Origin of the sequence: Actinomadura madurae (assembly GCF_047130825.1) — a bacterium.
Taxonomy (GTDB): Bacteria; Actinomycetota; Actinomycetes; order Streptosporangiales; family Streptosporangiaceae; genus Spirillospora; species Spirillospora madurae.
In genome coordinates, this window is record NZ_CP083237.1 from 8194610 (window position 1) to 8216635 (window position 22026).

General features: G+C 67.4%; 23 protein-coding genes and 2 pseudogenes. 14 read left to right on the forward strand and 11 right to left on the reverse strand.

All coding sequences use genetic code 11. From position 1 onward, the window contains the following. Nucleotides 1-22 precede the first annotated feature (22 nt). Nucleotides 23-811, forward strand: coding sequence for a hypothetical protein (locus K8Z49_RS38035; RefSeq protein ID WP_412516446.1), 789 nt, complete (start codon nucleotides 23-25; stop codon nucleotides 809-811). A 131-nt stretch (nucleotides 812-942) separates the two neighbouring features. On the opposite strand, the gene K8Z49_RS38040 is transcribed toward K8Z49_RS38035, so the two are convergent. After that, entirely contained in the window at nucleotides 943-1251 is a 309-nt protein-coding gene (locus K8Z49_RS38040) for a hypothetical protein (protein ID WP_412516447.1), read from the reverse strand. A 38-nt stretch (nucleotides 1252-1289) separates the two neighbouring features. Continuing rightward, nucleotides 1290-1652: a hypothetical protein gene (locus K8Z49_RS38045; protein WP_412521344.1), complete on the reverse strand. Its 363-nt coding sequence runs from the start codon at nucleotides 1650-1652 to the stop codon at nucleotides 1290-1292. On the opposite strand from K8Z49_RS38045, the gene K8Z49_RS38050 reads away from it, so the two are divergent. Next, on the forward strand, nucleotides 1621-1923 hold the full coding sequence (locus K8Z49_RS38050; protein WP_412516448.1) for a hypothetical protein: 303 nt from the start codon (nucleotides 1621-1623) through the stop codon (nucleotides 1921-1923). The two genes, K8Z49_RS38045 and K8Z49_RS38050, sit on opposite strands and share 32 nt — an antisense overlap. A gap of 8 nt (nucleotides 1924-1931) precedes the next feature. Further along, on the forward strand, nucleotides 1932-2150 hold the full coding sequence (locus K8Z49_RS38055) for a hypothetical protein (RefSeq protein WP_412516449.1): 219 nt from the start codon (nucleotides 1932-1934) through the stop codon (nucleotides 2148-2150). 174 nt (nucleotides 2151-2324) lie between these two features. On the opposite strand, the gene K8Z49_RS38060 is transcribed toward K8Z49_RS38055, so the two are convergent. Both K8Z49_RS38060 and K8Z49_RS38065 read right to left on the reverse strand, forming a co-directional pair. Continuing rightward, on the reverse strand, nucleotides 2325-4322 hold the full coding sequence (locus K8Z49_RS38060) for an NPCBM/NEW2 domain-containing protein (protein ID WP_412516450.1): 1998 nt from the start codon (nucleotides 4320-4322) through the stop codon (nucleotides 2325-2327). Between the two features lie 856 nt (nucleotides 4323-5178). Beyond that, the gene (locus K8Z49_RS38065) at nucleotides 5179-5781 is read right to left on the reverse strand and encodes a TetR family transcriptional regulator (protein WP_412516451.1); all 603 of its coding nucleotides are present in this window, start codon (nucleotides 5779-5781) and stop codon (nucleotides 5179-5181) included. Between the two features lie 102 nt (nucleotides 5782-5883). Here K8Z49_RS38065 and K8Z49_RS38070 point away from each other — a divergent pair, with 102 nt between their 5' ends. The 3 genes from K8Z49_RS38070 to K8Z49_RS38080 are packed head-to-tail and all read left to right on the forward strand — an operon-like array spanning nucleotide 5884 to nucleotide 8091. Next, complete coding sequence (locus K8Z49_RS38070) at nucleotides 5884-7083, forward strand: FAD-dependent oxidoreductase (protein ID WP_412516452.1); 1200 nt, start codon at nucleotides 5884-5886, stop codon at nucleotides 7081-7083. Next, complete coding sequence (locus K8Z49_RS38075; RefSeq protein ID WP_412516453.1) at nucleotides 7080-7712, forward strand: DUF3159 domain-containing protein; 633 nt, start codon at nucleotides 7080-7082, stop codon at nucleotides 7710-7712. The genes K8Z49_RS38070 and K8Z49_RS38075 overlap by 4 nt, the downstream gene beginning before the upstream one ends. Nucleotides 7713-7746: 34 nt before the next feature. After that, complete coding sequence (locus K8Z49_RS38080; RefSeq protein WP_412516454.1) at nucleotides 7747-8091, forward strand: hypothetical protein; 345 nt, start codon at nucleotides 7747-7749, stop codon at nucleotides 8089-8091. On the opposite strand, the gene K8Z49_RS38085 is transcribed toward K8Z49_RS38080, so the two are convergent. Further along, complete coding sequence (locus tag K8Z49_RS38085) at nucleotides 8036-8353, reverse strand: hypothetical protein (protein ID WP_412516455.1); 318 nt, start codon at nucleotides 8351-8353, stop codon at nucleotides 8036-8038. The two genes, K8Z49_RS38080 and K8Z49_RS38085, sit on opposite strands and share 56 nt — an antisense overlap. Nucleotides 8354-8458: 105 nt before the next feature. Between K8Z49_RS38085 and K8Z49_RS38090 the strand changes: the two genes are divergently transcribed. After that, nucleotides 8459-9592 (forward strand): metalloregulator ArsR/SmtB family transcription factor, encoded by a 1134-nt coding sequence (locus K8Z49_RS38090; RefSeq protein WP_412516456.1) that lies wholly within the window; start codon nucleotides 8459-8461, stop codon nucleotides 9590-9592. A 533-nt stretch (nucleotides 9593-10125) separates the two neighbouring features. Here the strand turns inward: K8Z49_RS38090 and K8Z49_RS38095 are convergent. The 3 genes and pseudogenes from K8Z49_RS38095 to K8Z49_RS38105 all read right to left on the reverse strand — a co-directional run bounded on the left by K8Z49_RS38095 (nucleotide 10126) and on the right by K8Z49_RS38105 (nucleotide 11758). Beyond that, complete coding sequence (locus K8Z49_RS38095; protein ID WP_412516457.1) at nucleotides 10126-10671, reverse strand: hypothetical protein; 546 nt, start codon at nucleotides 10669-10671, stop codon at nucleotides 10126-10128. A gap of 10 nt (nucleotides 10672-10681) precedes the next feature. Then, nucleotides 10682-11454: pseudogene (locus K8Z49_RS38100) on the reverse strand (transposase family protein). Nucleotides 11455-11611: 157 nt separating this feature from the next. After that, entirely contained in the window at nucleotides 11612-11758 is a 147-nt protein-coding gene (locus K8Z49_RS38105; protein ID WP_412516458.1) for a hypothetical protein, read from the reverse strand. Between the two features lie 414 nt (nucleotides 11759-12172). Between K8Z49_RS38105 and K8Z49_RS38110 the strand changes: the two genes are divergently transcribed. Genes K8Z49_RS38110 through K8Z49_RS38120 form a run of 3 tightly spaced genes read left to right on the forward strand, consistent with a single transcriptional unit; the run spans nucleotide 12173 to nucleotide 13943 of the window. Continuing rightward, nucleotides 12173-12790 carry a TetR/AcrR family transcriptional regulator gene (locus K8Z49_RS38110; protein WP_412516459.1) on the forward strand — a complete coding sequence of 206 codons (618 nt, stop codon included), beginning with the start codon at nucleotides 12173-12175 and terminating at the stop codon, nucleotides 12788-12790. Nucleotides 12791-12821: 31 nt separating this feature from the next. After that, on the forward strand, nucleotides 12822-13316 hold the full coding sequence (locus K8Z49_RS38115; protein ID WP_412516460.1) for a hypothetical protein: 495 nt from the start codon (nucleotides 12822-12824) through the stop codon (nucleotides 13314-13316). Between the two features lie 39 nt (nucleotides 13317-13355). After that, a complete protein-coding gene (locus K8Z49_RS38120; protein ID WP_412516461.1) occupies nucleotides 13356-13943 on the forward strand; it encodes a hypothetical protein in 588 nt (195 codons plus the stop codon). Nucleotides 13944-13952: 9 nt separating this feature from the next. Here K8Z49_RS38120 and K8Z49_RS38125 read toward each other — a convergent pair whose 3' ends face one another. The 3 genes from K8Z49_RS38125 to K8Z49_RS38135 form a co-directional block, all read right to left on the reverse strand. Beyond that, the gene (locus K8Z49_RS38125; RefSeq protein ID WP_412516462.1) at nucleotides 13953-14342 is read right to left on the reverse strand and encodes an ABC transporter C-terminal domain-containing protein; all 390 of its coding nucleotides are present in this window, start codon (nucleotides 14340-14342) and stop codon (nucleotides 13953-13955) included. A 1122-nt stretch (nucleotides 14343-15464) separates the two neighbouring features. Continuing rightward, nucleotides 15465-16160, reverse strand: a complete 696-nt coding sequence (locus tag K8Z49_RS38130) for a hypothetical protein (RefSeq protein ID WP_412516463.1) — start codon at nucleotides 16158-16160, stop codon at nucleotides 15465-15467. Nucleotides 16161-16502: 342 nt separating this feature from the next. Then, entirely contained in the window at nucleotides 16503-17144 is a 642-nt protein-coding gene (locus K8Z49_RS38135; protein WP_412516464.1) for a TetR family transcriptional regulator, read from the reverse strand. A gap of 153 nt (nucleotides 17145-17297) precedes the next feature. Here K8Z49_RS38135 and K8Z49_RS38140 point away from each other — a divergent pair. The 4 genes and pseudogenes from K8Z49_RS38140 to K8Z49_RS38155 all read left to right on the forward strand — a co-directional run. Next, a pseudogene (locus K8Z49_RS38140) lies at nucleotides 17298-17846 on the forward strand (FAD-dependent monooxygenase); the annotation flags it as partial. A 119-nt stretch (nucleotides 17847-17965) separates the two neighbouring features. Beyond that, nucleotides 17966-18844, forward strand: a complete 879-nt coding sequence (locus K8Z49_RS38145; RefSeq protein WP_412516465.1) for an FAD-dependent monooxygenase — start codon at nucleotides 17966-17968, stop codon at nucleotides 18842-18844. Between the two features lie 29 nt (nucleotides 18845-18873). Continuing rightward, nucleotides 18874-20088: an FAD-dependent oxidoreductase gene (locus tag K8Z49_RS38150; RefSeq protein ID WP_412516466.1), complete on the forward strand. Its 1215-nt coding sequence runs from the start codon at nucleotides 18874-18876 to the stop codon at nucleotides 20086-20088. Nucleotides 20089-20184: 96 nt separating this feature from the next. Next, nucleotides 20185-21768, forward strand: coding sequence for a cytochrome P450 family protein (locus tag K8Z49_RS38155; RefSeq protein WP_412516467.1), 1584 nt, complete (start codon nucleotides 20185-20187; stop codon nucleotides 21766-21768). The last annotated feature ends 258 nt before the right edge of the window (nucleotides 21769-22026 follow it).

A 22026-nucleotide genomic window follows, 5' to 3' on the forward strand; every position in this document is an offset into this window, starting at 1 on the left:
AGTGAACACCGGCTCTGCTCCCTTGACTGCGGAAGCCGTCATCGGCCAGATCGCCGAGACAGGCCGGCGGCTGGTCGGCTACTGGGAACAACACCGCCACGGAGTGTTCATGCCCGGATGGCATGTGCCGTTCTGCCCGCTCGGCGAACTGTTGCCCGCGCGCGACGTCGAATTCGCCGAGCGGAACCCGCAAATGGTGCCCCTGCTGTGGTATCCGGCCCTCCGCCAGGGGCCGGATACCATGCCGGTCATCGACGTTTTCGACCATCTGCCGGCGGACCACGACGCCGCCTCGGCGATGATCCGCCGGCAGGAACTCTCCCGGATCTGCAGCTGGGCGATCGCCTCCCGCACCGCCCTTGACTGGCTCACCCACCAGCTCGACGGTCGGGACCTGCTGGAGGTCGGAGCGGGCAGCGGGTACTGGGCCTCGCTACTTGCGGCACAAGGCATCAACGTCCTGGCGACCGATTCCGTCACTGACCACAACGGCTATGCCGATCGGTTCCGCTACACCGACATCCAGCCCGCGACCGCGGCTGACGCCGTACGACACCACGCCGACCGCGTCTTGGCCATGATCTGGCCTCCCTATCGCGACCCCATGGCCGTGGATGCACTGCGCGCCTACGAGGGCCCCGGGTTCGTCTACATCGGTGACCGCCCGGGCGGCCTATGCGCCTCGGCTTCGTTTTTCGAGGAACTCGCCGAACACTGGCTCCCGGTCTCGCGATGCCCGCTTTCGTTGCGCTGGCTGGGCTACCACGACCAAGCGACGTTCTACATACGGCGAACTCCGCCACCACGGTAACCCCACTTATGGCCGGACTTAAACAAAATCGAATCCCGGCAGCAGCCCGACCGTGCTGCGGCCAGGCCAATCGCCCCACAGCTCCCTCGGTGGCTATCTGATCTCGTTTCATTCGCGCCATAGCTTGATTTTTAAGCTGTCTGTCCGAGTGGGGCGGCGAGGGTTTTCTCGCGTTTGATAGTTTTGTCGACTTCGTGGACGAGTACGGGCTGGTTGTTCTGGAGCCGGGTGGCCTGCCAGGGCCGGGTTTTGAGGGTTTCGGTGCGCTGGCCGGTGTGCCGATGACCGCGTGGATGTTCCGGAAGTCCCGCCGGACGCGGGCGGGGGTGAGCCGGTCGGGAGCTGCCGATGACCGTGTCCATGGCCTGGATCTCGGCGTCGATGCTGGCGGCGGCGCTCGCCTCCGATCTCGACCAGCTGAGCGCCGCGCGGTTCTGCACCGGCGTTGGGGTAGGCGCGCTGGCCCGCTGGTGTCCGCCTATGTCACCGACGGCGCCCCGCAGGCCCGCCGCAGGCCCGCCGCACCCTCCACCTGGCGATCGCGCTTGGTTCCATCGGCGTCGGCGGCACCGCCTCGGCCGTCCTGGGCCGGATCCTGCTGCCCGAAAACGACTTCCAGAACCTGTTCTGGATCGGCGTCCTGCCCGTCGTCCTCATCCCGCTGATCTGGTGAATGGTCCCGGCCGGGCCGCCGCACGCGGCGCACCCTGCCGATCGCCTCGCCACCGGACCCACCCGCTCGGCGCGCCCGTGTCGCGGAGCTGTTCTCGCCGTCCGCCGTACGCGGAACGCTCCTGCTCTGGGGCGCGGTGTTCATGAGCATGGTGCTGGTCTTCAGCACGACGGTGTGGCTGCCGACGGTCATGGTGAAGAACGGATACAACCTCAGATCGTCCCTGGAGTTCCTGATCGTCTTCTCCGTTGGGGCGAGCCTGGGCGGGTTGCTGGTCGCGCTGCTCGCCGATCGCGGCCACCTGAAGTTCGTCACCGTCGGGATCTTCGTGCTCGCCGCGGTCTCCCTGCTCGTCCTGAGCTCCAACCAGCCACGTCCGGTGCTGCTCGTCGTCTCGGCGCTCGCCGGCTCGGGTCGATGGGTTGCCAGAGCATGGTGATCGCCTGCATGTCGACCTTCTACCGGCCGCACCTGCGCAGCACGGGCCTCGGTGTGGGGCTCGGCTTCGGCCGGTTGGGAGCCATCGTCGGTCCGACGTACCTCACGGCGGCCACCACGATGATCGTCGCGCCACGTGCCGGGTTCATCGCGTTCATGATCCCCGCCGTTCTCGGCGCCCTCATCGTCGCGGCGCTGCCCCGCGTACTCTCCCCGTCACCGGAATAGGGTAGCTGTAAGGCCCCCCGGGGGGATCACGCCCATGATCCCCCCGCGGGGGCCTTCGCGCGTCCGCGGTCATCAGGAGTTGACGACCGCCATCCGGATCGGGCCGACCCGGCTCCGCGTAGCCGCGAGGGGCGCCGCGGACCGACGACCGGCCCGCGGCGATCCCTTCGTCCCCTAGGAGCAGACCACCTTCGCGTTCGCCCAGTCGACGGAGAGGTTGTAGAGCTCCTCCAGCTCCGTCGTCAGCTCCACGACCTTTGCGGTGGAGATGTCCTGATCGATCGTGACCGGCGAACCCTTGGCGACCCTTTGGTCGAACACCGTCTTGCCGTCGACGATGATCCGAACCGGTAGGTCGGGCTTGGGCCGTCCGAACGAGAAGGCGTTGTCATCCACACCGAGGACCGCGGTCAACTTCGAGCAGCGCCCACCGAAGTAGTAGATCAAGCTCGATCCCGCCACGGTGCCGATGCCCTTGGCGTAGGTCACGCCGCCCAGCGTGATCGGTTTGTATTCCTGGGTCGTGCCGCCGCCAGGCGTCAACGTCATGATCAGCTGTTGGTCCCTGTAGACATTGCCGGCCGCCGACGTCCACGGCAGGTCGCTGAGCCAACGCGTCGTCGTGGGTGGTGCGGGTGGGACGAATATCGCCCGCTTGCTGCCAATGCCTTCCCGGTGCCGGCCGAGGCGGTAGCTGCCGGAGACTTCGGCCGAGTACGTCTTCGCCGATGCGCCGGGAGGCACGGTCAGCTTCCAGGCCGCGCTCGTGCTCGCGCCGCCGGGCACGCTCGCCCTCGGACCCTTGACCTGCTTCACTTTCCATCCAGGCGGAACGTTGGGAGTGAGCGCGACGTGGTCGATGGACCGCGTGCCGTCGTTCACCAGGCTGCCCGTGAGGGTCGTCGACCTGCCCGGCTCGACGTAGGTCTCGGTGACCGAGTTCGTCGCCGCGACGTGAGGCTGCTTCAGGCTCGGGATGTGACGGTGTCGGGAGACCCGGTAGCTCGCCGTCCCGTGACCCTCGACGAAGGCGGTGAGCCGGTCGCGCGCCTGCGAGCGGTCGCGCGACCAGAGATCCTTGACCACGTAGGAACCGCTGCCGCCGATGCCGAGCGATCGCAGCGAGACGCTCTGCGTCACCGGCTGCATGTCCTCGTTGAAGAACAACACGGCCTTGTCGCCGCCGGCGAGGTCTTTCACCAGGATCCATTGCTTGCCGACGTGCGAGAGCACGCGCGCCGGTTTGCCGAGCGGATCCTGATCGATCGCGATCAAGTCGCGGTTGGTCAGGATCTCAAGGGTCGCCTTGCCGGCCTTGCGGAGATCGGTCCCGGAGATCAACGGTGCCGACATGAACGCCCACAGGGCGAAGTGCGACCGGTACTCGGTGTCGCTCATGCCGCCGTTGCCCACCTCGAGCATGTCGGGGTCGTTCCAGGCGCCGGGGCCGGCGTGCTCCGCGAGCGCGACGGTCGAACGGAAGTTAGAGACGGTCTTGAGCCAGGTGTCCTTGATGTCAACGGTCGTCCGCCACAGGTGGCTGACATCGCCCGCCCAAGTCCACGGTTCGGATCTGCCCCACTCGCAAATGGAGTAGATGATGTCGCGGCCCGTCGCCTTCAGGGCGTCCGCCATCCTTTTGTAGCGGGCGATGTACTGCTGCTGATTGTCAGCCGTCCCGGGTGGGGCCCCGCAATTGTCGTACTTGAGGTAGTCGATCCCCCAAGAGGCGAACGTCTGCGCGTCCCGGACCTCATGCCCGTAGCTGCCGGGGTATCCCGCGCAGGTGGTCAAACCCGCGCTCTCGTAGATGCCGAGATTGAGCCCCCTGGAGTGCACGTAGTCGGCCAGTGCTTTGATCCCATTGGGAAATTTCGCCGGGTCTGCTTCGAGATTCCCGTTCGCGTCCCGGGTGCGGCTCATCCAGCAGTCGTCGATGTTGACGTACTGGTATCCGGCGGCCTTCATGCCGTTGGCCACCATGGCGTCGGCCGTTTCTTTGATCAGGTCTTCGTTGACGCGGCAACCGAAGGCGTTCCAGTTGTTGAAGCCCATCGGCGGTTTGAGGGCGAGTCCATCGTCGCGTGCCGCCCGCCGGAGCTGTGGCTGTACCGTCGCCGTGAGGGTGGACCCGTCGTCGCGTGCCGCCGCTGGAACTGCGACCAAGAACACGCACCCCAATACTGCGATCGAACAAGCACAGCGAAGTCTCCACATTTCAGTCTCCCTTCCAGAACTCCCTGGTAACCCTTCTCCTCCGGAGTCCGTCGGTAACCCGCCAGCGGCTCGCATTCGTCTTCGCCCACACTTCCCGTGGTCGGCAGTGGGACCGTAGCACGAAAAATTCAACGCTTGGTGTAGTTTGCCGACCCGCTTCGCGGCCGGGGAGGCCGTCAGAGTCGCTCGCGGGTCCGTTGGGCGATTTCCAGATGGTGGCGGACATAGTCGCGGCCACCGGCGGCAGCACATGCGTCACCCCGCAGCCCGCGCACCGAGTCCGCAGCGGCCTGCCCCTCCGCGATCTGCCATCGGACCCGAACACCACCCGGCGGCGGACGAACCCGCGAACCGCGCTCCCGCCTGCGGTGGCGCCGTACCGGCCGGCGTTCGGGTGCCTGCTCATCTGCCCTGAGCGGCTGCTGGGCCAACGGGCGGCCAGACCAGCCCCGGGGTCAGCGGGCGGCGAGCAGCAGTGGCGGTCATTTCACAGGTCGCCGGCCCGGGAGTCTGCGGGCCGGCCGATCCAAGCGTGCATGATCGCGATGGGAACCCCAGGCAAGCAGGCGTGCGCACCCTGCTCGCGGCGGGATCGGCGCGGTAGACGCCGAGGCCGCCGCAGCGGACATAGTGATCTTGGTGTCGCGCGGGAGCCGGTCGTGGCCGTCATCGCCGCCCCGGCAGATCACCAGCGAGACCCGTGCCCTACTCGACCGGCGTCCAGCCATCACCGCGCCGGGACGCTGAATCTGTGCAACTCAGGCCAGAACAAGGGGGTACATTCTCGGTCGCTGACCGGGCGAGACGCGGCCTACAGTGCCGGGCCGGTCAGGCAGTGCTGCACGAGGGGGCCGAACCTGGCCACCAGCTCGTCGATCGACGCCGAGGCGATCGGCTCGATCTTGGCGACGTAGCGCGCCATGACGATGCCCAAGATCTGAACGTTCACCGCGCCGGCCCGCGACCTGGCGTCCGGCGTGCCGACCAGTGCCGCCAGCCGGCCAGTGATCTCCCGTTCGATGAACTCGCGGAGCAGGGCCTCGGACTCGTCGTGGGTGGTCGCCGACCGGGTGAGCGTGAGCAGTGGCGCGCGGTCGGAGGCATCGAGGTTATCGACGAGTGTCCGGACGAGGCGTTCACCGAGACTGTCGAGATCGCCCGTGAAGATCGATTCGATGGCGGTTGGCACGTGCGCGGACATCTCGATCGCCGCGGCGAACAGGCCCTGTTTGGTGTGGAAGAAGTAGAACACCATCGAGGGATCGGCGCCCGCCTCGGCGGCAACCGCACGCACGGTCGTGCCGCCGTAGCCGCGCTCGCGGAACAGCGTGCGAGCCGCGTCCAGGATCCGTTGCCGGCTTTCCGCGCCGGACCGCCAGCGTCCGGGGCGACCGTGCGTCGTCTTCTCCGCCATCGCCGCAGAGTCTATCGAGCATTTTCTCCATCGCTCGGTGGAGATCTTTCGTGAACTCGCGCTAGGCTCTTTCTTCATCAGCCGATGGAGAAAGGTGTGCGGATGAAGGTGATCGTGGTCGGGGCGGGGCTCGGCGGGTTGACACTGGCCCACGGGCTACGGCGGGCGGGTATCGACGTCGTGGTCTACGAACGGGACGGGCAACGGGGCCGCCCGCAGGGCATCAGCCTGCACATGGACGACCGTGGAGCGACGGCGCTTCGCGAGTGCCTGCCGCCCGAACATGTCGTGATGGTCGAGGCCACCATGGGTGGGCCGCGAGAACACGCGCAGTCTCTGGCCGAAGTGGACGGACAGCTCGCCGTCACCGGGAGGCGGCCACTCGACGGCACGCCGGCGCCCGGTCAGCAGGTGCGGCCGCGCCCAGGCCGGCAGGTACACCGGCCGCTGCTGCGGGCAGTGCTGCTGACCGGACTGGCGGACACGGTGCGGTTCGGGGCGGAGTTCACGCGGTTCGAGCAGTGTGCCGACGGCACCGTCCGGGTGCACTTCGCCGACGGCCGCACCGACACCGCGGACGTGCTGGTCGGTGCGGACGGCATCGGATCGGCCGTCCGCCGCCAGTACCTGCCCGACGTGCGGGTGATCGACACGGGAAAACGCACGCTCATGGGTGCGACTCCGCTGCGTGCCATCGACGGAAGCGAACTGCCCGCTTTGATCGGCCACCAACCCACCAGCGCGCAGATGCGCGGCACGATGGTGGCACTCGGCGTGCTGCGGTTCACGGAGGAGCCGATGGCGGCGCGGGAACGGTGGCTGCCCGCACTGCCCCTCGGTGCCGTCGCCGACGTCGAGGACTACGTGATGTGGGCGCTGCCCGCTGTCGCCAGGGAACGGCTCAGTTCCGCCGAAGGACCAGCCACGCTGTGGGACAAGGCCAAGGAGTTGGCCGCCGACCTGCACCCGGCATTGCGGTCGGTCGTCGACGAGGCGTGGCCGCTGGTCACGGTGGCGCTGCGGATCGGGATCATTCCGCGGCCACCCAAGTGGCCCGCTGCCGCGGTGACGTTGATCGGTGACGCCATTCACTTGGCCCCTGGTTTCGGCGGCAACCTGGCGCTGCGGGACGCGCAGCGCCTCCGCGACGCCCTGGTGCGGGCCGCGACGGGCGAGCAGGAGTTGCTCACCGCGATCAGCGATTATGAGGACGCGCTGCCCAGGGACGGCTTCCCCATGGCCGACACTGTCGGTCCGCACGGCGCGGCCGAAACCGCCACCCCCGCGAGGGCGAACACGTGACCTTCACCATGTTGACGCGGAAGTCGCTGTCCTTGTTCGACGCGGTGGGTGGCTGGCGCACGGTCGCCGAGGCCGTCGCGTCCCGAGTCGTGTTCCTGATCGCCTACATGCTGACCGACGGGGTACTGGTCTCCGCGCTGATCGCGGTCGGTGCGGTGGCGGTACTCGCCCTGGTACGGGTGTTCACCCAGCGGGCGTACTGGTCCACGGCGATCGGGGTGCTCGTCGTGGCGTTCTCGGCGTTGCTGGCCGGGAGTACCGGGCGCGCGGTCGACTTCTACCTGTCGGCCGTGCTCATACAGTCGGGTGGCGCGGTGTTGTTCCTGGCGTCCATGGCGGTGGGCTGGCCCGCTGTCGGGTTGGCGGCCGGGACGGTACGCGGTGAACGGTTCACCTGGCGGCGGGATCCGGTGCGACGGCGGCAGTACCAGATATGTACGGCGTTCTTCGGACTGAAGTCAACCATAGCCGCGGCGATCCTGGTGCCGCTGTACCTCACCGAGCAGTTGATCGCACTCGGCATCACCGCCACGCTGCTCGGAGGCGCACCCGCGTTGGGCGTGTGCGTCTACCTGTCCTGGCGGGTTCTACGCACCCAAGCCGAACCGGCAGTCCAGCCCAATGCCTAGCCGGCCACGCCCAGCGCAGCCACCTCACCTGCGCATGCTCGACGAGCCGGACGAACAGGACGTCCGTACCGGCATGGACTCCTACTGTGTTGTCACCGCAGATCAGGGGACTGCACACGGTGCGGCGACCGTAGGCGTCGGCCACGGAACGACGCACCGTGTCGTCGAATGTATATTCAGCGAGATGCCGGACGACCGGCGCACGTCAATGGACCTTCACGAGCAGCCGGGGCATCTCACCCGCCGTCTCCAGCAGGCGAACAAGTTGTTGTGGTGGGCAGAGCTGGTCGCCGATGATTTGACTTCCCCTCAATTTGTGGTGCTCAATCTTCTCGAGCAGCACCCGGATATCGGTAAACGCCGTCTGAGCCGATATTGAACCCCGTCTTCGCCGTGTTGACTTCGCTGCTCGCACGGTCGGCCATTCCGTGCCCCCCTTTGAGTAGGGTCCGGCCGTGCCTTGCCACCAGAACCGTGCCGGAAAACCATCTGGCCGCGGTGAGCTCTTCAAGATAGTCATCGAATGCCTTCCATTTCTCCGGCCCGCCCACGGAGGCGTGGACACCGGCGAATATCGGCTCGACGGAAACGGCCACGGCCAGCGCGATTCCCCCGATAAAGGTTCTCCGTTGCATGTTCATCGAGATGTACCCTTTGTGTTGGCGTCGGGAAAACCGTACGCGAGCACGGCGATCGACCCCAACTGATCAACAAACGAGTCAATCAATAGGACTGGCACCATGAACATGCGGTTACGACTGGACGCGGCAGACTCCGACATGGTCGCGTTCAGCGGCTCGGTGGCCCATGAAATGCTGCGCAGCTTGCACATCCTGGACACAGTAAAAAACCATCCTTTGCATATTTCCTGGTCCCTCGAAATGCGTAAGCGCATGAGTAGGGAACTGCGAGCCGAACTCGACCTGTTCGCTTTCTGGTGGAACCGGCCATTGCAGTTCTCCCGGGTATGGGAGGAGAGCGGAGTGTGGTCGTGGCCCGACCAGGCGACCATGCTCCGAGAAGCTCCGGTGGCGCATTACGCCGAGCAGTTGATCGCCAGCGCCCTGGAGGAGAACGGGCATGGCTCCTATGTGCGGCTGAAAGACTTCCTTCATGACCCCGCTCTACAAGAACGAGCGGGTCATCGGATCGCGTCGTCGCATCCCGCGTCGCTGCACGTCCTCAGCGAACTCATCTCCGACCCCGAGCAGTCCCGCAAGCGATTCGCCGAACTGCTGTCGTCCTACTGGGACCAATGCCTCGCCCAGGACTGGCCGAACCTGGAAAAACCCCTCCTCGCCGACATTGTCCGGCGCGGCCAGACCAGAGCACGGCACGGCCTGGCCGCCATGCTGGAAGGGCTCGCTCCGCGCCTACATGTCGAACACGACGGGGACGAGCTGGTCATCGCCTTGTCTCCTCGTCGTAGCGACGCCCCCGCACTGGATCTCACCCTGACGGAGAGCGACCGGCTCCTGCTGGTGCCCTCCCACTTCGTCTGGCCACGGGTCGCCGCCGCGGGACGCCGCGAACGGCGGGCAGGCCGCACCCGGCAGACCGTGCATATCACCTACGCGCTGGCCGAGATGGAACGGCAGGCACGCCCGTCGGCACCCCCAGAGAACCTCCTCAGACTCCTGCGCTCGGCCGCCGACCCCACCAGGCTCCAGATATTGCGTCTGCTGGCCGAACGACCCCGCTCGACCCGCGAGATCGCCGGGCTGATCGGCCTCACCGAGGCCGCCATCTCCCGACACTTGAAGCTCCTGACGGAGGCCGGGTGGGTCAGCACGGAACGGCACAGTTACTACGTCTACTACCACCTGATCCGCGACGCCCACGGCAAACTCACCGATGCTTTGGACGGCATCCTCACATGACCCGCGCATCGCGGTCGCAGGTGCCGTTAGGTTCGGGGGAAACTGGCCGACGTTGCCGCGTGCCTCATTCGGAGAACCTAATCCGCCATGCGCGTCAACGTCGCGACGAAGGACAGCCGCGCGAGCTCGGCTGTCGGGCCGCCTGCATTCGCACCGCGGCCCGGCCCAACGTTCACGTTGAGCTGCACGACAGTTTCGATCTTTCGTGGAGTCGGTTGGATCGCGGAGCGACCCGATCGACTCTTGAACTTCAGAGGTGAGTCAGCCGTGGTGCCCGACTGTCGCGTCGGATGGACGGGGTTCCAGGCGCCCGGGACTTTTTTCCTAACGTTGACGGGGCAACTCGGGTGCTGGTCAGGGTGCGGGGAGTGTCTGCAGGCGCCCGATCGCGGAGGTGTCAATCCCCTGAAAGCGTGGAGACGGTTCTATGCCACTTCGGCCCTGAGCTGGGCCGTTGATGTTCTCCGTCTCTCTGCCATGTCGGTGTACGGGGCCAAGTACAGACCCAGGTACAGGTAAACGTGCAGAGGTGATCAGCGTGTCGGCCGCCATGTTGAGGTGGTGATCTTGAAGCCTGCCGGGTGATGGTGATCATCACGGTGAGGGGCAGGTCGCGGTGGTGCTGGAGGCCGAGCGGTGGCTTGAGCTGCGCCGGTTCCGCGCGTTGCGGGACGCGGGCGCGTCGATCTCGGAGATCGCGCGGGAGACCGGGCTGAACTGGCGCACGGTGAAGAAGTACGTGGAGGACGACGGTCCGGCAGCGCCTCCGACGGCGGCTCCGCGCCCGAGGCGGCGTCGTGGTCCGCCGGCAGATAGTCGAAAACGTCGATGACCGGCATGGTATCCGGCCCCTGGCGGAGGGCCGGATACCACAGCAGGGGCACCATTTGCGGGTTCCGCTCGGCGAATTCGACGTCGCGCGCGGGCAACAGTTCGCCGAGCGGGCAGAACGGCACATGCCATCCGGGCATGAACACTCCGTGGCGGTGTTGTTCCCAGTAGCCGACCAGCCGCCGGCCTGTCTCGGCGATCTGGCCGATGACGGCTTCCGCACTCAAGGGAGCAGAGCCGGTGTTCACTGAGCCTTTTTCATCCTCGGGTGGCTTCGTAGTTCTGTAGGACGGCGATGGCCTTGACGAGGTGGCCGGCCTTGCCGGGGCTGCAGCGGAGCCTGCGGAGGAGCCGCCACTCTTGAGCTGGGCGTTTGTGCGTTCGCCGGGGCCGCGGAGCCTGGCGTGCGAGCGGTTGGCCTGCTTCTGGGACTCGGGCTTGTCGCGTCCCTTGTACGGGGTGAAGACGACGCAGGCCTCGGCGCCTTGATAACCCTTGTCGGCCGGCGTGATGATCCCGGTCTTGTCCAGCTCGCGCAGGATGCCCCACACGCGGGCGGCGGTCAGGTCGTGCGTCCGGCCGGGCAGCGCCCCGGACGTCCACAGGATCGCCCCGTCAGGGCCGGCGATGACCTGCACGTTCATTCCATGGCAGCGGTGCTTGGCCGAGTAGTACGGCCGGTCGGCCCGCCCCCGGTCGCACGCGATGAGCGTGCCGTCCAGCACCAGCAGGTGCAGGCCGTCCTGTCTGGCCTTGCGCAGCGCCGCCGCCAGCTTCGGTGACCGCGCCGACAGCAGCGCCACCGCCTCCTGGACATACCGCCAGGCTGTGCTCGTCGACACCTCGGCCCCGGCCCCGAGCTCGGCGAACGTCTGGCCTTTGCGCAGGTGGACCAGCACCAGCAGGGCCTGCTGCCCGGGGTTGAGCAACCGCCAGGTCGACCCGATCGCCTTGCGGTGCCGCCGGATCACTACGGTCAGGTAGTTCAGCGTTGGACGCGACACATCGACGGCGGCGCGATAGAACACCATGCGGAGCCCCTGGTTCGGACGTGGTGGTTGTGGTGATCAACTCGTCTACCAGGGGTTTCTTCACGTCGCCCGCCGAACGTCCCCATCGCGATCATGCTGTGATCGGTGCCCGCCCAGACGGATGAAAAAGGGTCACTGCCTCGGTGCCCGGTCCGTCTCAGGCGGTGTGGTCCGGCGTCGCGATCGCGGTTGCGGAGTCCTGCCGAATACCGCTGTCGGTTGCGGTAGTGACGATGGCGGCAGCGGCAAGCGCTGCTGCGGCGGCGCCGATGACGATGGTGCTACGTGATGAACGAGCTTCCATGGCAATGTCTCCTCTGATGGCGAATGGAACTATGTGCACACAATCTGCACTTGATCAAATTGGGGGCAGCTCGAACTCGGCGAGCTTCTAAACAGGCTCTTATGAGCACGGATGTTTGATTGAGTGACCACCTTTCTGCCGCTCTCGACCGCGCGGGGGTACCCGTACGCGTCGCAACCTCTAAAGCCGCGGGGTGCCGTCGTTGATCGTTCGGCTACGCAGCAGCGCCTCACCGGCCGAACAGCGAACCTGTCCAATGGCTCTTGGCGCGACCCTTTTGCGCGCATTACACGACACGCTCCCGCCGGGCTGCCATTGTCAAGATCTGAACTCGGCGACCACGACCAGGAGGTTATGGCCGGCCGGACGGGCCCGAAGCTGTACAATACAGTGCAGTACTGTATTATAATCCCTGTGAGCATCTCCGACCGCGCTCCTGGCCGCCCGCGAAGCAGGGAAGCCGACACCGCGATTCTCAACGCCGCGTTGGAGTCGCTGATCGAGCGTGGCGTGGAGGCGACCAGCATTGAGCAGGTGGCCCGGCGCGCCGGAGTCACCCGGGCGACCGTGTACCGGCGCTTCCCGGACAAGACCCGGCTGCTGATCGCTGCGGTCGAGACCGCCTACGGCAACCCTCCGAAAACGCCGGAGATCCGCGACGTCGAGCACTTGCTGGCCGGTTGGGCATCAGTCCTGGCCGACCCGCGCCTGCGGCGCCTCCTGCGGCGCCTCTACGGCGCGATCGAGGACTGCCCCGAGCTCGCTCACGCCTACCAGAGACTGTCCGGCCAGCAGCGCAACCAGGCCCGGCGGGACATGCTCAAGCGGGCCCTCGACTGCGGGCAGTTGCCCGCAGACACCGATCTGGACGTCCTGCTGGACCTGCTCACCGGCGCGGTCTGGCAGCACCTGGCCGCCTACTCCGACAGCTGCACGGCCGACGACGTCCAGCGGTTCCTGCGCGCCGTGCTCCACCAGGTCGGCTACCGGCCCGGTGGTCAACAGCAACAGCCCGCCGAGCAGAGCCAGTAGACCCCAACGAGGGACAAGGAGCACACAACACATGTCACCCGCCAGCATCGAGGCGCAGTTGCGCACCCGCGCGTTCGCCCGCGTCATCGGCCCCTACGTCGCCACCTTCACCACGGTCTACGCGATCCGACTGCCCGACTTGCAAGGGCAAACCAAGGACCTGTTCGCCCAACCCGTCCTGATCTTGATGCTCGGCGCCCTGATGCTCGGCGCGGGTCTGGTCATCATCGGTGGACACCGCAACTGGCGCGGCCCACTCGCGGTCACCGTGTCACTGTTCGGCTGGTTCGTCGCCCTGCGCGGATTCCTCTTGATCGCCGATCCCACCGCGATCCAGTCGGGCGTCGACGCCACCATGCTCTCACCGACCGCAACGACCCTGGCGCGCATCTTCTTCGGCGCACTGGCCGTGGCCGGCCTGCTGCTGACCTACGCCGGCTGGTTCACCAAACCTGTCGGCCCAATCCCACCGGCATCCCCGACCTCGATCCGCGCCACCCACGACTCGCGAAGCGATCTCGCCTAGCGGTGGTTTGTTGAATCAAGGCTCTGTGTGGATAGGTTTGTGGTGGGCCGCGCCTTGGCCTCAGGTGCGCCCGACGGTGCTCAGCACCAACTCGACCTTATCCGCGCCGAGGCCGCCCGCCGCGAGGTGACCATCCACATCGTCATCGACTTCATTCACATCATCGAGAAGATCTGGGCAGGAGCCTGGGACCTGCACCAGCCCGGCGACAGCGCGGCCGAAGATTGGGTCGCCACCCACGTCCTGGCACTGCTGGCCGGACACACCGACCAGGTCATCCCCGCCCTGGCCGCCCAGGCCGCCGCGCTCCCCATCCGTTGCCACGACCGGATCGACGCGGCGATCCGGTACCTGACCGGCCACGCCGCGTTCCTGCGCTACGACCAGGCTTTGAAAGCCGGGTGGCCAATCGCCACCGGTGTCATCGAAGGAGCAGTCCGCCACATCGTGGCCGACCGACTCGACATCGGCGGCGCCAGATGGGGCCTGGCCGGAGCCGAGACCATCCTTAAACTGCGCACCATGGTCGCCAACGGCAGCTTCGGCGAGTATTGGCGTTTCCACCTCGCACGCGAACACCACCGCGTCCACCACGCCCGCAACCACGACGACCACCTCACCGCGTGATCGGCTCGATCATTCAGAAAAACGACTCCCGCGTCCTTCGCACTGTCTGCACGGCACCCAAACCGTAGGATTCTTCGCCGTTGTCAGCCCAGACCAGCCGCCGTTGCCGAACATCAGGGAATCAACTCGACCGCCCCCGCCCGAGCAACGATCACATGGCTTGGGGAGAGCGTAAGCGAGGAGCAGCCACTGCTCTTCGGCCTGCTCTCGCGCGATCCGCAGCGAATCCAACTCGGCGTTGATCTCCAGCAGATCCTCGGCATCGGTACCACGCACAGTTCGTGCGTCGTGCAACTCGGTTTGCCGCCCGATGAGCTCCTCCACCAGCTGCTCCAGCCGATCGAGTTCCGCGCACGCCTTCCGATACTGGTTCACGGGAGGCGCAGGCCAGGCATCCATTTCGCATCCGTGCTTTCTGGGCACACCGAGAGCCTGTCCTTCGTGCCCAAGATCAGGCTAGCCATGACAGCCGATGCGGGTCGGGCAAATCGCGACCGCGACGGGGGCCGGAAGAACCCTTCCACACACTGGCGCTACCACCTCAACCAAGAACACGACCAGGTCCAGCACGCCCGCGACCAAGATGAATACGACCTCACCGCGTGATCACCTCGGTCCCTCAGAAGGAACTACTCCCCACGGCGTATGGGCCTACGGCACCGACGCCCGCACCCCGGTGGACGCGGCCCGCGCCCTGGACTGGCGCGGGCCCGACGTCCGGGGAGACTGGCGGCCGGTCGAGCGACCGCTTCGGTGACGGGCACACCGAGCGCTGGTGGGCCGCCGACGCCACGCTCGGCGCGTGGGGCCCCGACGGGCACACCCGCCCGGTGGTGGCCACCACCGACCCGGGCACCCTGCCGGCCAAGGCCACCTGGTACCTGGCCACCAACCTGCCCCGCCGCGGCGGACCACATGACCCCGCACTCGGCGTTGACAGCCCGGGCGACAGCCCGCACCCGGCCGCCGACCTGGCCGAACTCGTCCGGATCTACGGCATCCGCCACTGGATCGAGCAGTCCTACAAACAGATCAAGGACGAGTTCGGCTGGGCCGACTTCCAAGTCCGCTCCGACACCGCGATCCGCCGCCACCAGACCCTGGTCAACTGCGCCTTCAGCTTCTGCTGGGACACCTGGTTCACCGACCAGCAACACCCGGTTTCCCTCACCCGAGCCGCACCCGCCACCGCGTCAGAGAGGGGGTACCACCCTCCAAGACCAGCAGACCCGAGCCTGCCGGCGCACCCCATCAACACCAACCTGGCCCCACACACTGTGTGCCGTCCGATTCTGGCTGACACCCGCGATCACCCTCAATCGCTGGTGGACGGCATGGTCGAAGGCGCCCCCGCCCACCGAACTCCAGAACCTAGTCAGCACAGTCTCCGCAGGCCACGGCCTACACCTTTACCTCCCACCTTGATTCAACAAACCACCGCTAGCAAAGATCAGAGCGGATCAGCACCTCAACTCACGGCAGCACCAGTTTCCGAGCGAGACCCGCCGCCAGGCCGCACGCTCACGAGCGGGCGTCGAAGCGCCGGCGGAGCGGCTCGTAATTGTTTCCGGGCAGGATCTCCGGCAGGACGGTGAGGCAGCACTCCAGACCCGCGACGATGCTGGGTGGTACCTCGCGCGTCAGGTTGACGTCGGCGAAGAGGTATTGCCAACCATGGACGCCCACGGTGAGCAGTACCGAGTCGAGGTAGTCGGCGTAGTCGACGTCCAATTGTTGGAGCCGGTGCTCACCGGCATCGTAATACCAGATCTTCGTGTCCATCCCGATGGGCAGCGGGCGCGCGTCCGGTACGGAGATCGCGGTGACCGACCCCGACCCGGCGTGCGGCTCGTAGTCGATGGTGTTGAGGCCGGTCAGTCTGGCGTAGTCCTCGGGAGGCAGCGTCCAGTCGTCGGGACGCCATCCGTTCACTGCCCATTCGATGATGTTCTGCAGGCAGAACTCGCCGCCACGCGTGCCGTCGGCCGTCAGCCGCCACACGACGTGAAGTTGCCTGGAGGGGAAGTACAGGCTGCGGAAGGCGTCGTCCAAGTGAAGGTCGAACTCCTCTGCCAACTCCGCGAACATGAGGTCAGCCCCCGCGCCGCCCCGCACGTCCTGGCCTGACTCCTGATGTTTGACGGAGACGAGCGGGCTTGCCAGCAACTGCTCGACGACGCCGACGTAACGTTCCTGGAACGGGGAGAAGTCGTTCATCGTTCTCCTAGAACTCGGGCGTGCCTCGAAGTGGGCTGAGCAGCGGCCAGCATGCTACGGCTCCTGGCAGGCGGTCTACGCCCTGTTCCGCCGCTGGCAACGCCGGGGGTCGGGTGCGTCAACTTAACGGCTGATCTTGGTTGGTTGAGTGGTCAGTGGATGGTCGGGCTGAGTCGGCCTTTGGAAGGCGTTCAGGGCGTGCTTTCCAGCGCATGGTCCGGCGTTTGCGGTCCTTGCCGGTGGGGGCCAGGCTCATTGGTGCCATGTGGATGCGGTCTCGTTTGGGAAGTGGCCGAGGTTGGCGCAGCGTGTCTGTTTCGCTGGCCTGTGGCTGGTGGGAGTTCAGGCGGTGGGGTCTTCGGTGGTGGGGTTGTCGAGGGGTGCGGTAAGCAGTCGCTGCAGGTGCGGGCCGAGCCGGGTGACGAGTTCGTCTTGGCTGGCCGAGACGATCGCGTCGACGCGCATGACGTATCGGGCCATGGCCAGGCCGAGGATCTGTGTCTGGAACAGGGATGCGCGCAGGCTGGCGTCGGTGCCGGGAAGCGCCTGGACGAGTTGTTCGGTGATCTCGCCCTCGACGAACTCGCGCATCTGTGCGGCCGAGTCGGCCTCCTGGCTGGAGGCGGAGCGGACGAGGGCGGCGAAGGCCTCGACGTTGTCGGTGTCGTCCCAGACCTGAAGGAAGTTGCGCAGGAAGGCGGCACCGAACCCGTCGAGGCCTTGGGCCAGTAGTTCGGCGACCGCTTCTCGCGGGCTGCCTGGCAGGCGCATCAGCTCGGCGAAGAGTTTCTGCTTGCCGCCGAAGAAGTAGTTGATCATCGCCTGGTCGACGCCGGCTTCGGCCGCGATGGCCCGGACCGTCGTCCGGTCGTAGCCGTTGCGGGCGAAGAGCGTGCGCGCGGCGTCCACGATCCGCTGCCGGTTCTGGGTCCCGGTCCGCCATCTGCCTGGGGTTCCGCGCCGCTCCTTGTGCTGATCGGCCATTTCCCGAGCATACCTCAGCATGCGTTGAAGATTCATCGCGGCTCATGGTATTACTGATATTCAGCAAGCGCTGAAGTTTATGCGGACGGGGAAGCAATCATGGACGACAGCACACCAGTCCTGGTCGTCGGCGGGGGCCTCGGCGGCCTGGCCATGGCAGCGTTCCTGGCCGGTCACGGAGTCGAGTGCCTGCTGATCGAGCGGCGGGCACAGGTGGCGGGCGGCAGGGCGCGAGGGACCAGCTCGCGCAATCATCGGCTCAACGTACGGACGATGGAACTGCTGCGCTCCCACGAGCTGGAACGGGCGGTTCGGGAAGCCGGGTTTCATCCGGATCAGATCGGCGACACGCTCGCGTTCGACGTTCTCGCGGGAGGCGAGCTCGCCCGGTACGCGCAGCCGTGGGTGGCGGTGCCGCCGGAGATCAGTCCCGTGGAGCCGGTGTGCTGCGAGCACTTGGCACTGCTGAGAGCGCTGAGGGAGCGAGCCGTCTCTCTGGGGGGCAGGGTGCAGAGCGGGACGGAACTGGCCGCGTTGGAATGCGATGCCGACGGTGTCACCGCCACCGTGCGGCGGGTCGGGACCGGGGCCCCCGCCGTGGCCCAGGCGGTGCGCGCCGCCTTCGTCGTCGGTGCCGATGGTCCAGCGAGCCTGGTCCGTGAGCTTGCCCGTATCGAGACCGAAGGGCCGGGCACGGTCGCGCGGCAGAGCGGCGTGATCTTCCGCGCCGACCTCGATGAGGTTCTGGGTGGCAGGTGTTTCGGCGCCGCTCAGATCGAGAACGTGAACGGGATTCTGCTCAAGGAGCCGGATCCTGGGACGTGGACGCTGGTGCGCGGTGCGCCGGTGGGGGCGCCCCGGCCGACGATCGTGCCGCGATCGACTTGGTCAGTTCGGCCGTCGGGCGGCAGGACCTCGCTGTCGATGTCCAGGGAACGTTCACCTGGCCGATCACTTTGCGGCAGGCCACCCGGTTCGGGCAGGGACGGTTTCGGTTGGTCGGCGACGCTGCCTGCTCGATGCCGCCCGTTCCGGGCCTGCTCGACAGCTACGACACCGAACGCAGGTGGCTGGCGCTGCTGGCCCTGGCCGACGGGCTGGCGAGGGTGGGCGTCACGCCCGCCGCGGAGGACCTGCCTGACCGGCTCACCTTCGAACTCGGCGCCGTCTACCGCTCCGCCGCCGTTCTGCCGGACTCGGCCCACGCGCAGTCGGGTTCGCCCGAACGAGGGGACGGCGAGGCCGAGTTGCGCGGGGCTGGGGCGGGTGAGGGAGCGTTCGCCGACCCGCGGACGGCCATGGGCTTGCCGGGGACGAGAGCTCCGCACGTCGAGATCGAGCTGGGCGGAGTCGCACAGCCTATTGGGGACCTGTTCGGCGTCCGGCCGGTCGTGCTGACCGGGCCCGAGGCCGCCGGATGGGCGCGGGGCGCTGAGCGAGCGGCGGCCCGCGCCGGCGCGCGGGTCGCCGTCCTGCGCGCAGGTACGGACTTCAGCGCCGATCAGTCGTGGTTGCGCAGGTATGGGATCGGCCGCGACGGCGCGGCCATGGTCCGGCCGGACTCGATCGTCGCCTGGCGGGCTCGGATGGCGGCCGCCTCACCAGAACAGCAGATGGAGCACACTTTCCGGCGGCTGATGTCGCGCCTCCTGGACAGTGCCGGGCCATCCGCGGGCGCGCTCCCCAGAGGGGCCTTCTGACCAGCGGCCGACACACAGCCGAGAGAGAAATGGAGACGACCTTGTCACTGGTACTCGTCATCGGCGCGGGCCTGGGTGGATTGGCACTCGGACAGGGCCTGCACGCGGCCGGGGTGCAGGTGCGGGTCTTCGAGGCCGACGACTCATGGGTGAGCCGTGCGCAGGGTGCCCGCATCCACATCGACGACAGAGGGACGCGGGCACTCCGCAGGGTCCTGCCGGCGGCGTTGTTCGAGATGTTCGAGGCGACCGTGGGGGAGCCCGACGAGAGCATCTGCGTGATGGCGGACGTCGATGGCGTGCTCCAGATTGTGGGAGGCCATCCGTTCACCGGTTCTGACGACAATCCCGGGGAAACCCGGCCGGGGCGGCCGGTGAGCCGCCGACTGCTGAGGGACATCCTCAGAGCCGGCCTGGAGGAGCGTGTGTCGCTCGGCAAACGATGCGTCGGCTACGAACTTCTGGACGGTCGCGTGCGCGCGCATTTCGCCGATGGCGACCATGCCGACGGCGATGTCCTGGTGGGGGCCGATGGCATCGGCTCGGCGATCCGCCGCCAATACCTGCCGCACGCACGGGTGGTCGACACCGGCGTGCGCTGGCTCGGCGGGAAGACTCCCCTCGACGGCGAGGTCCTCGGCACCGGGGTGCCCGACATGCTCCGGGGAGCCTTCGCGCTCACCGAACTCGACGGCGCCGGCATGGTGGCGGCCGTGATGCGGTTCCGGACATCACCGCGCCAGGCAGCGGCGGCCCACTGGCCCGGCCTGCGGCCGTCCGAGGACGACGACTTCGTCATGTGGGCTCTGATCATTTCGCCGGAGCAGTTGAACGGCGTCACGCGCGCACGGTCCGATGATGCTGCCGCCAGACATCTGCACCGGCTGGCCCGCGACCTGGCGGGCCGAGCGCACCCCGGCCTGCGGACGATCGTGGAACGAGCCTGGACCCGGCAGACCTACGCCCTGGAGATGGGAACCGCCGAACCCGTGCAGGCCTGGCCCTCCAGCGCGGTGACCTTGCTAGGCGACGCCATCCACGCCATGCCTCCCAACCGCGGCTCCGGCGCCAACACTGCCCTCCAAGACGCCGAAGGGCTCACCCGCGCCTTGGCCGCGGCCAACGGGGGCGAGATGGCGACGGTCGAGGCCGTCGCGAAGTATGAGGCCGGGATGAGACGCGATGGGTTCGCCTCGGTACGCGCCTCAGTGGACGGCCTCGGGGAGTTCCTTCTCCGTGACTGACCTGGGCGCCCTCCGTCGCGAGCGACGAGGCGTCGGCTCGGAACCATACTTCCCCGATCGATGAAACCCGATATTTCGAGCAGAGGAGAGCCGACGATGACCATCGATGGCGAATGGGCGATGACCGCAGAGTCTCCGGTCGGAGAGCAGCAGTTCACGGCGCGGCTGGTTGCCGAGGGTGAACGGCTGACCGGGACGCTGACCGGCCCCCAGGGACGGTTGGAGATCGCCAAGGGCACCGTGCAGGGCGACGAGGTCACCTGGTCGGTGTCTCGCGCGGTGATGGGGATGACCTTGCGCTTCACCGGAAGCGTGGCCGGTGACGAGCTGACCGGGAAGGTCAGGGTCGGGATGCTGGGCGCGTTCTCCGCCCGCGGCGTGCGTTCCACCGAGCGTACCGAGCCAGAGGCCGAGCCCGAGAACACAGGGGAGGCGGAACCCGGTCTGGAGTCGCCGGAGACCCGCGACGACCCCTACCCCTTCTACGCCCGCAAACGCCGACAGGGTCCCGTTCAGCCGATGCCCGGCCCGATGGGAACCACCGCATGGCTGATCACCGGATACGACCAGGCGCGGGCCGCGTTGAACGACCCGCGGTTCTCCAAGCACCCGAGATTCGCCCCGCAGTGGCTGCGCGACCTGGGTGTCATCAGCGAAGGTGAGGGGCCCACCGGCGCGAACATGCTCAACACCGACCCACCTGACCACACCCGGCTCAGGCGGCTGGTCAGCAAGGGGTTCACGCCGCGCCGGGTCGAGGCCCTGCGGCCCAGGATCCAGGAGATCACCGACGGGCTGCTGAACGCGATCGCGTCGCTCGGACGCGCCGACCTCATCGAGACGTTCGCCTATCCTCTGCCGATCACGGTGATCTGCGAGCTGATCGGCGTACCCGAAGCCGATCGGGCGCGTTTCCGGTCGTGGGCCGCGGCGATGGTGCTGTCGCCCCTGGATGAAGAGCGACGCGAGGAACACGACCGCGGGGGCGAAGGAATGAACGGCTACCTGGCCGAGCTGGTGGAGCGCCGGCGCCGCGAGACCGACGCCTCCGTCCCCCCCGACGAGCAACCTGACCTCCTCAGAGCACTGCTGGCGCACGCCGACGCCGACGAGGGACGTCTCGACGAGCGCGAGCTGATCGGAACCCTCAACCTGCTGCTGGTCGCCGGCCACGAGACGACCGCCAACCTCATCGGCAACGGAACCGCAGCCCTGCTCCGCAACCCTGAGCAACTGCGCGCACTCCGCGGCGACCCGGAACTGCTCGCCCCGGCGATCGAGGAGATGCTCCGCTACGACGGCCCCGTCGAACAAGGAACCCTCCGCACGGCCATCGAGGACGCCGAGATCGGCGGCGTGACCATTCCTGCCGGCAGCCTCGTCACGGTAGCGCTGGGGGCCGCCGACCGCGACCCGGCGCGCTTTCCCGAACCAGACCACTTCGACATCAGCCGCCGGGACAACGCCCACCTCGCCTTCGGACACGGCCTGCATTTCTGCCTCGGAGCACCTCTGGCGCGGCTGGAGGGACACATCGCGTTCCGCGGACTACTCGAACGCCTCCCGGACCTGGCCCTCGGGTGCCCACCCGAACAACTGCGTCAGCGCCCGGGAGCACTGCCCCTGTTCCGCGGAATGGCCGAGCTCCCCATCACCTTCACACCCGTCACCACAACCTGACCCCGTCCGCCGAACGTCATTGCCCCCAACAGGGAAACCAACATGCACTTTTGCCCCCAGCCCGTCAGCAGGCGCCAGTTGATGTTCACGGCCGGAGCAGCGGCCGTCGTCAGCGCCGTCGAGCCCGCCCTCGCGCAGGTTCTGGTAGCCCACGCCGATCACCGGCGGCTCACTGTCGGCTCTGGTCGCTGGCGCGGTCATCGTGGTTCCCAGCGGACGCCCTGCGGCCTTTGCCTGGACCCCACCAGGTGCAGCAGG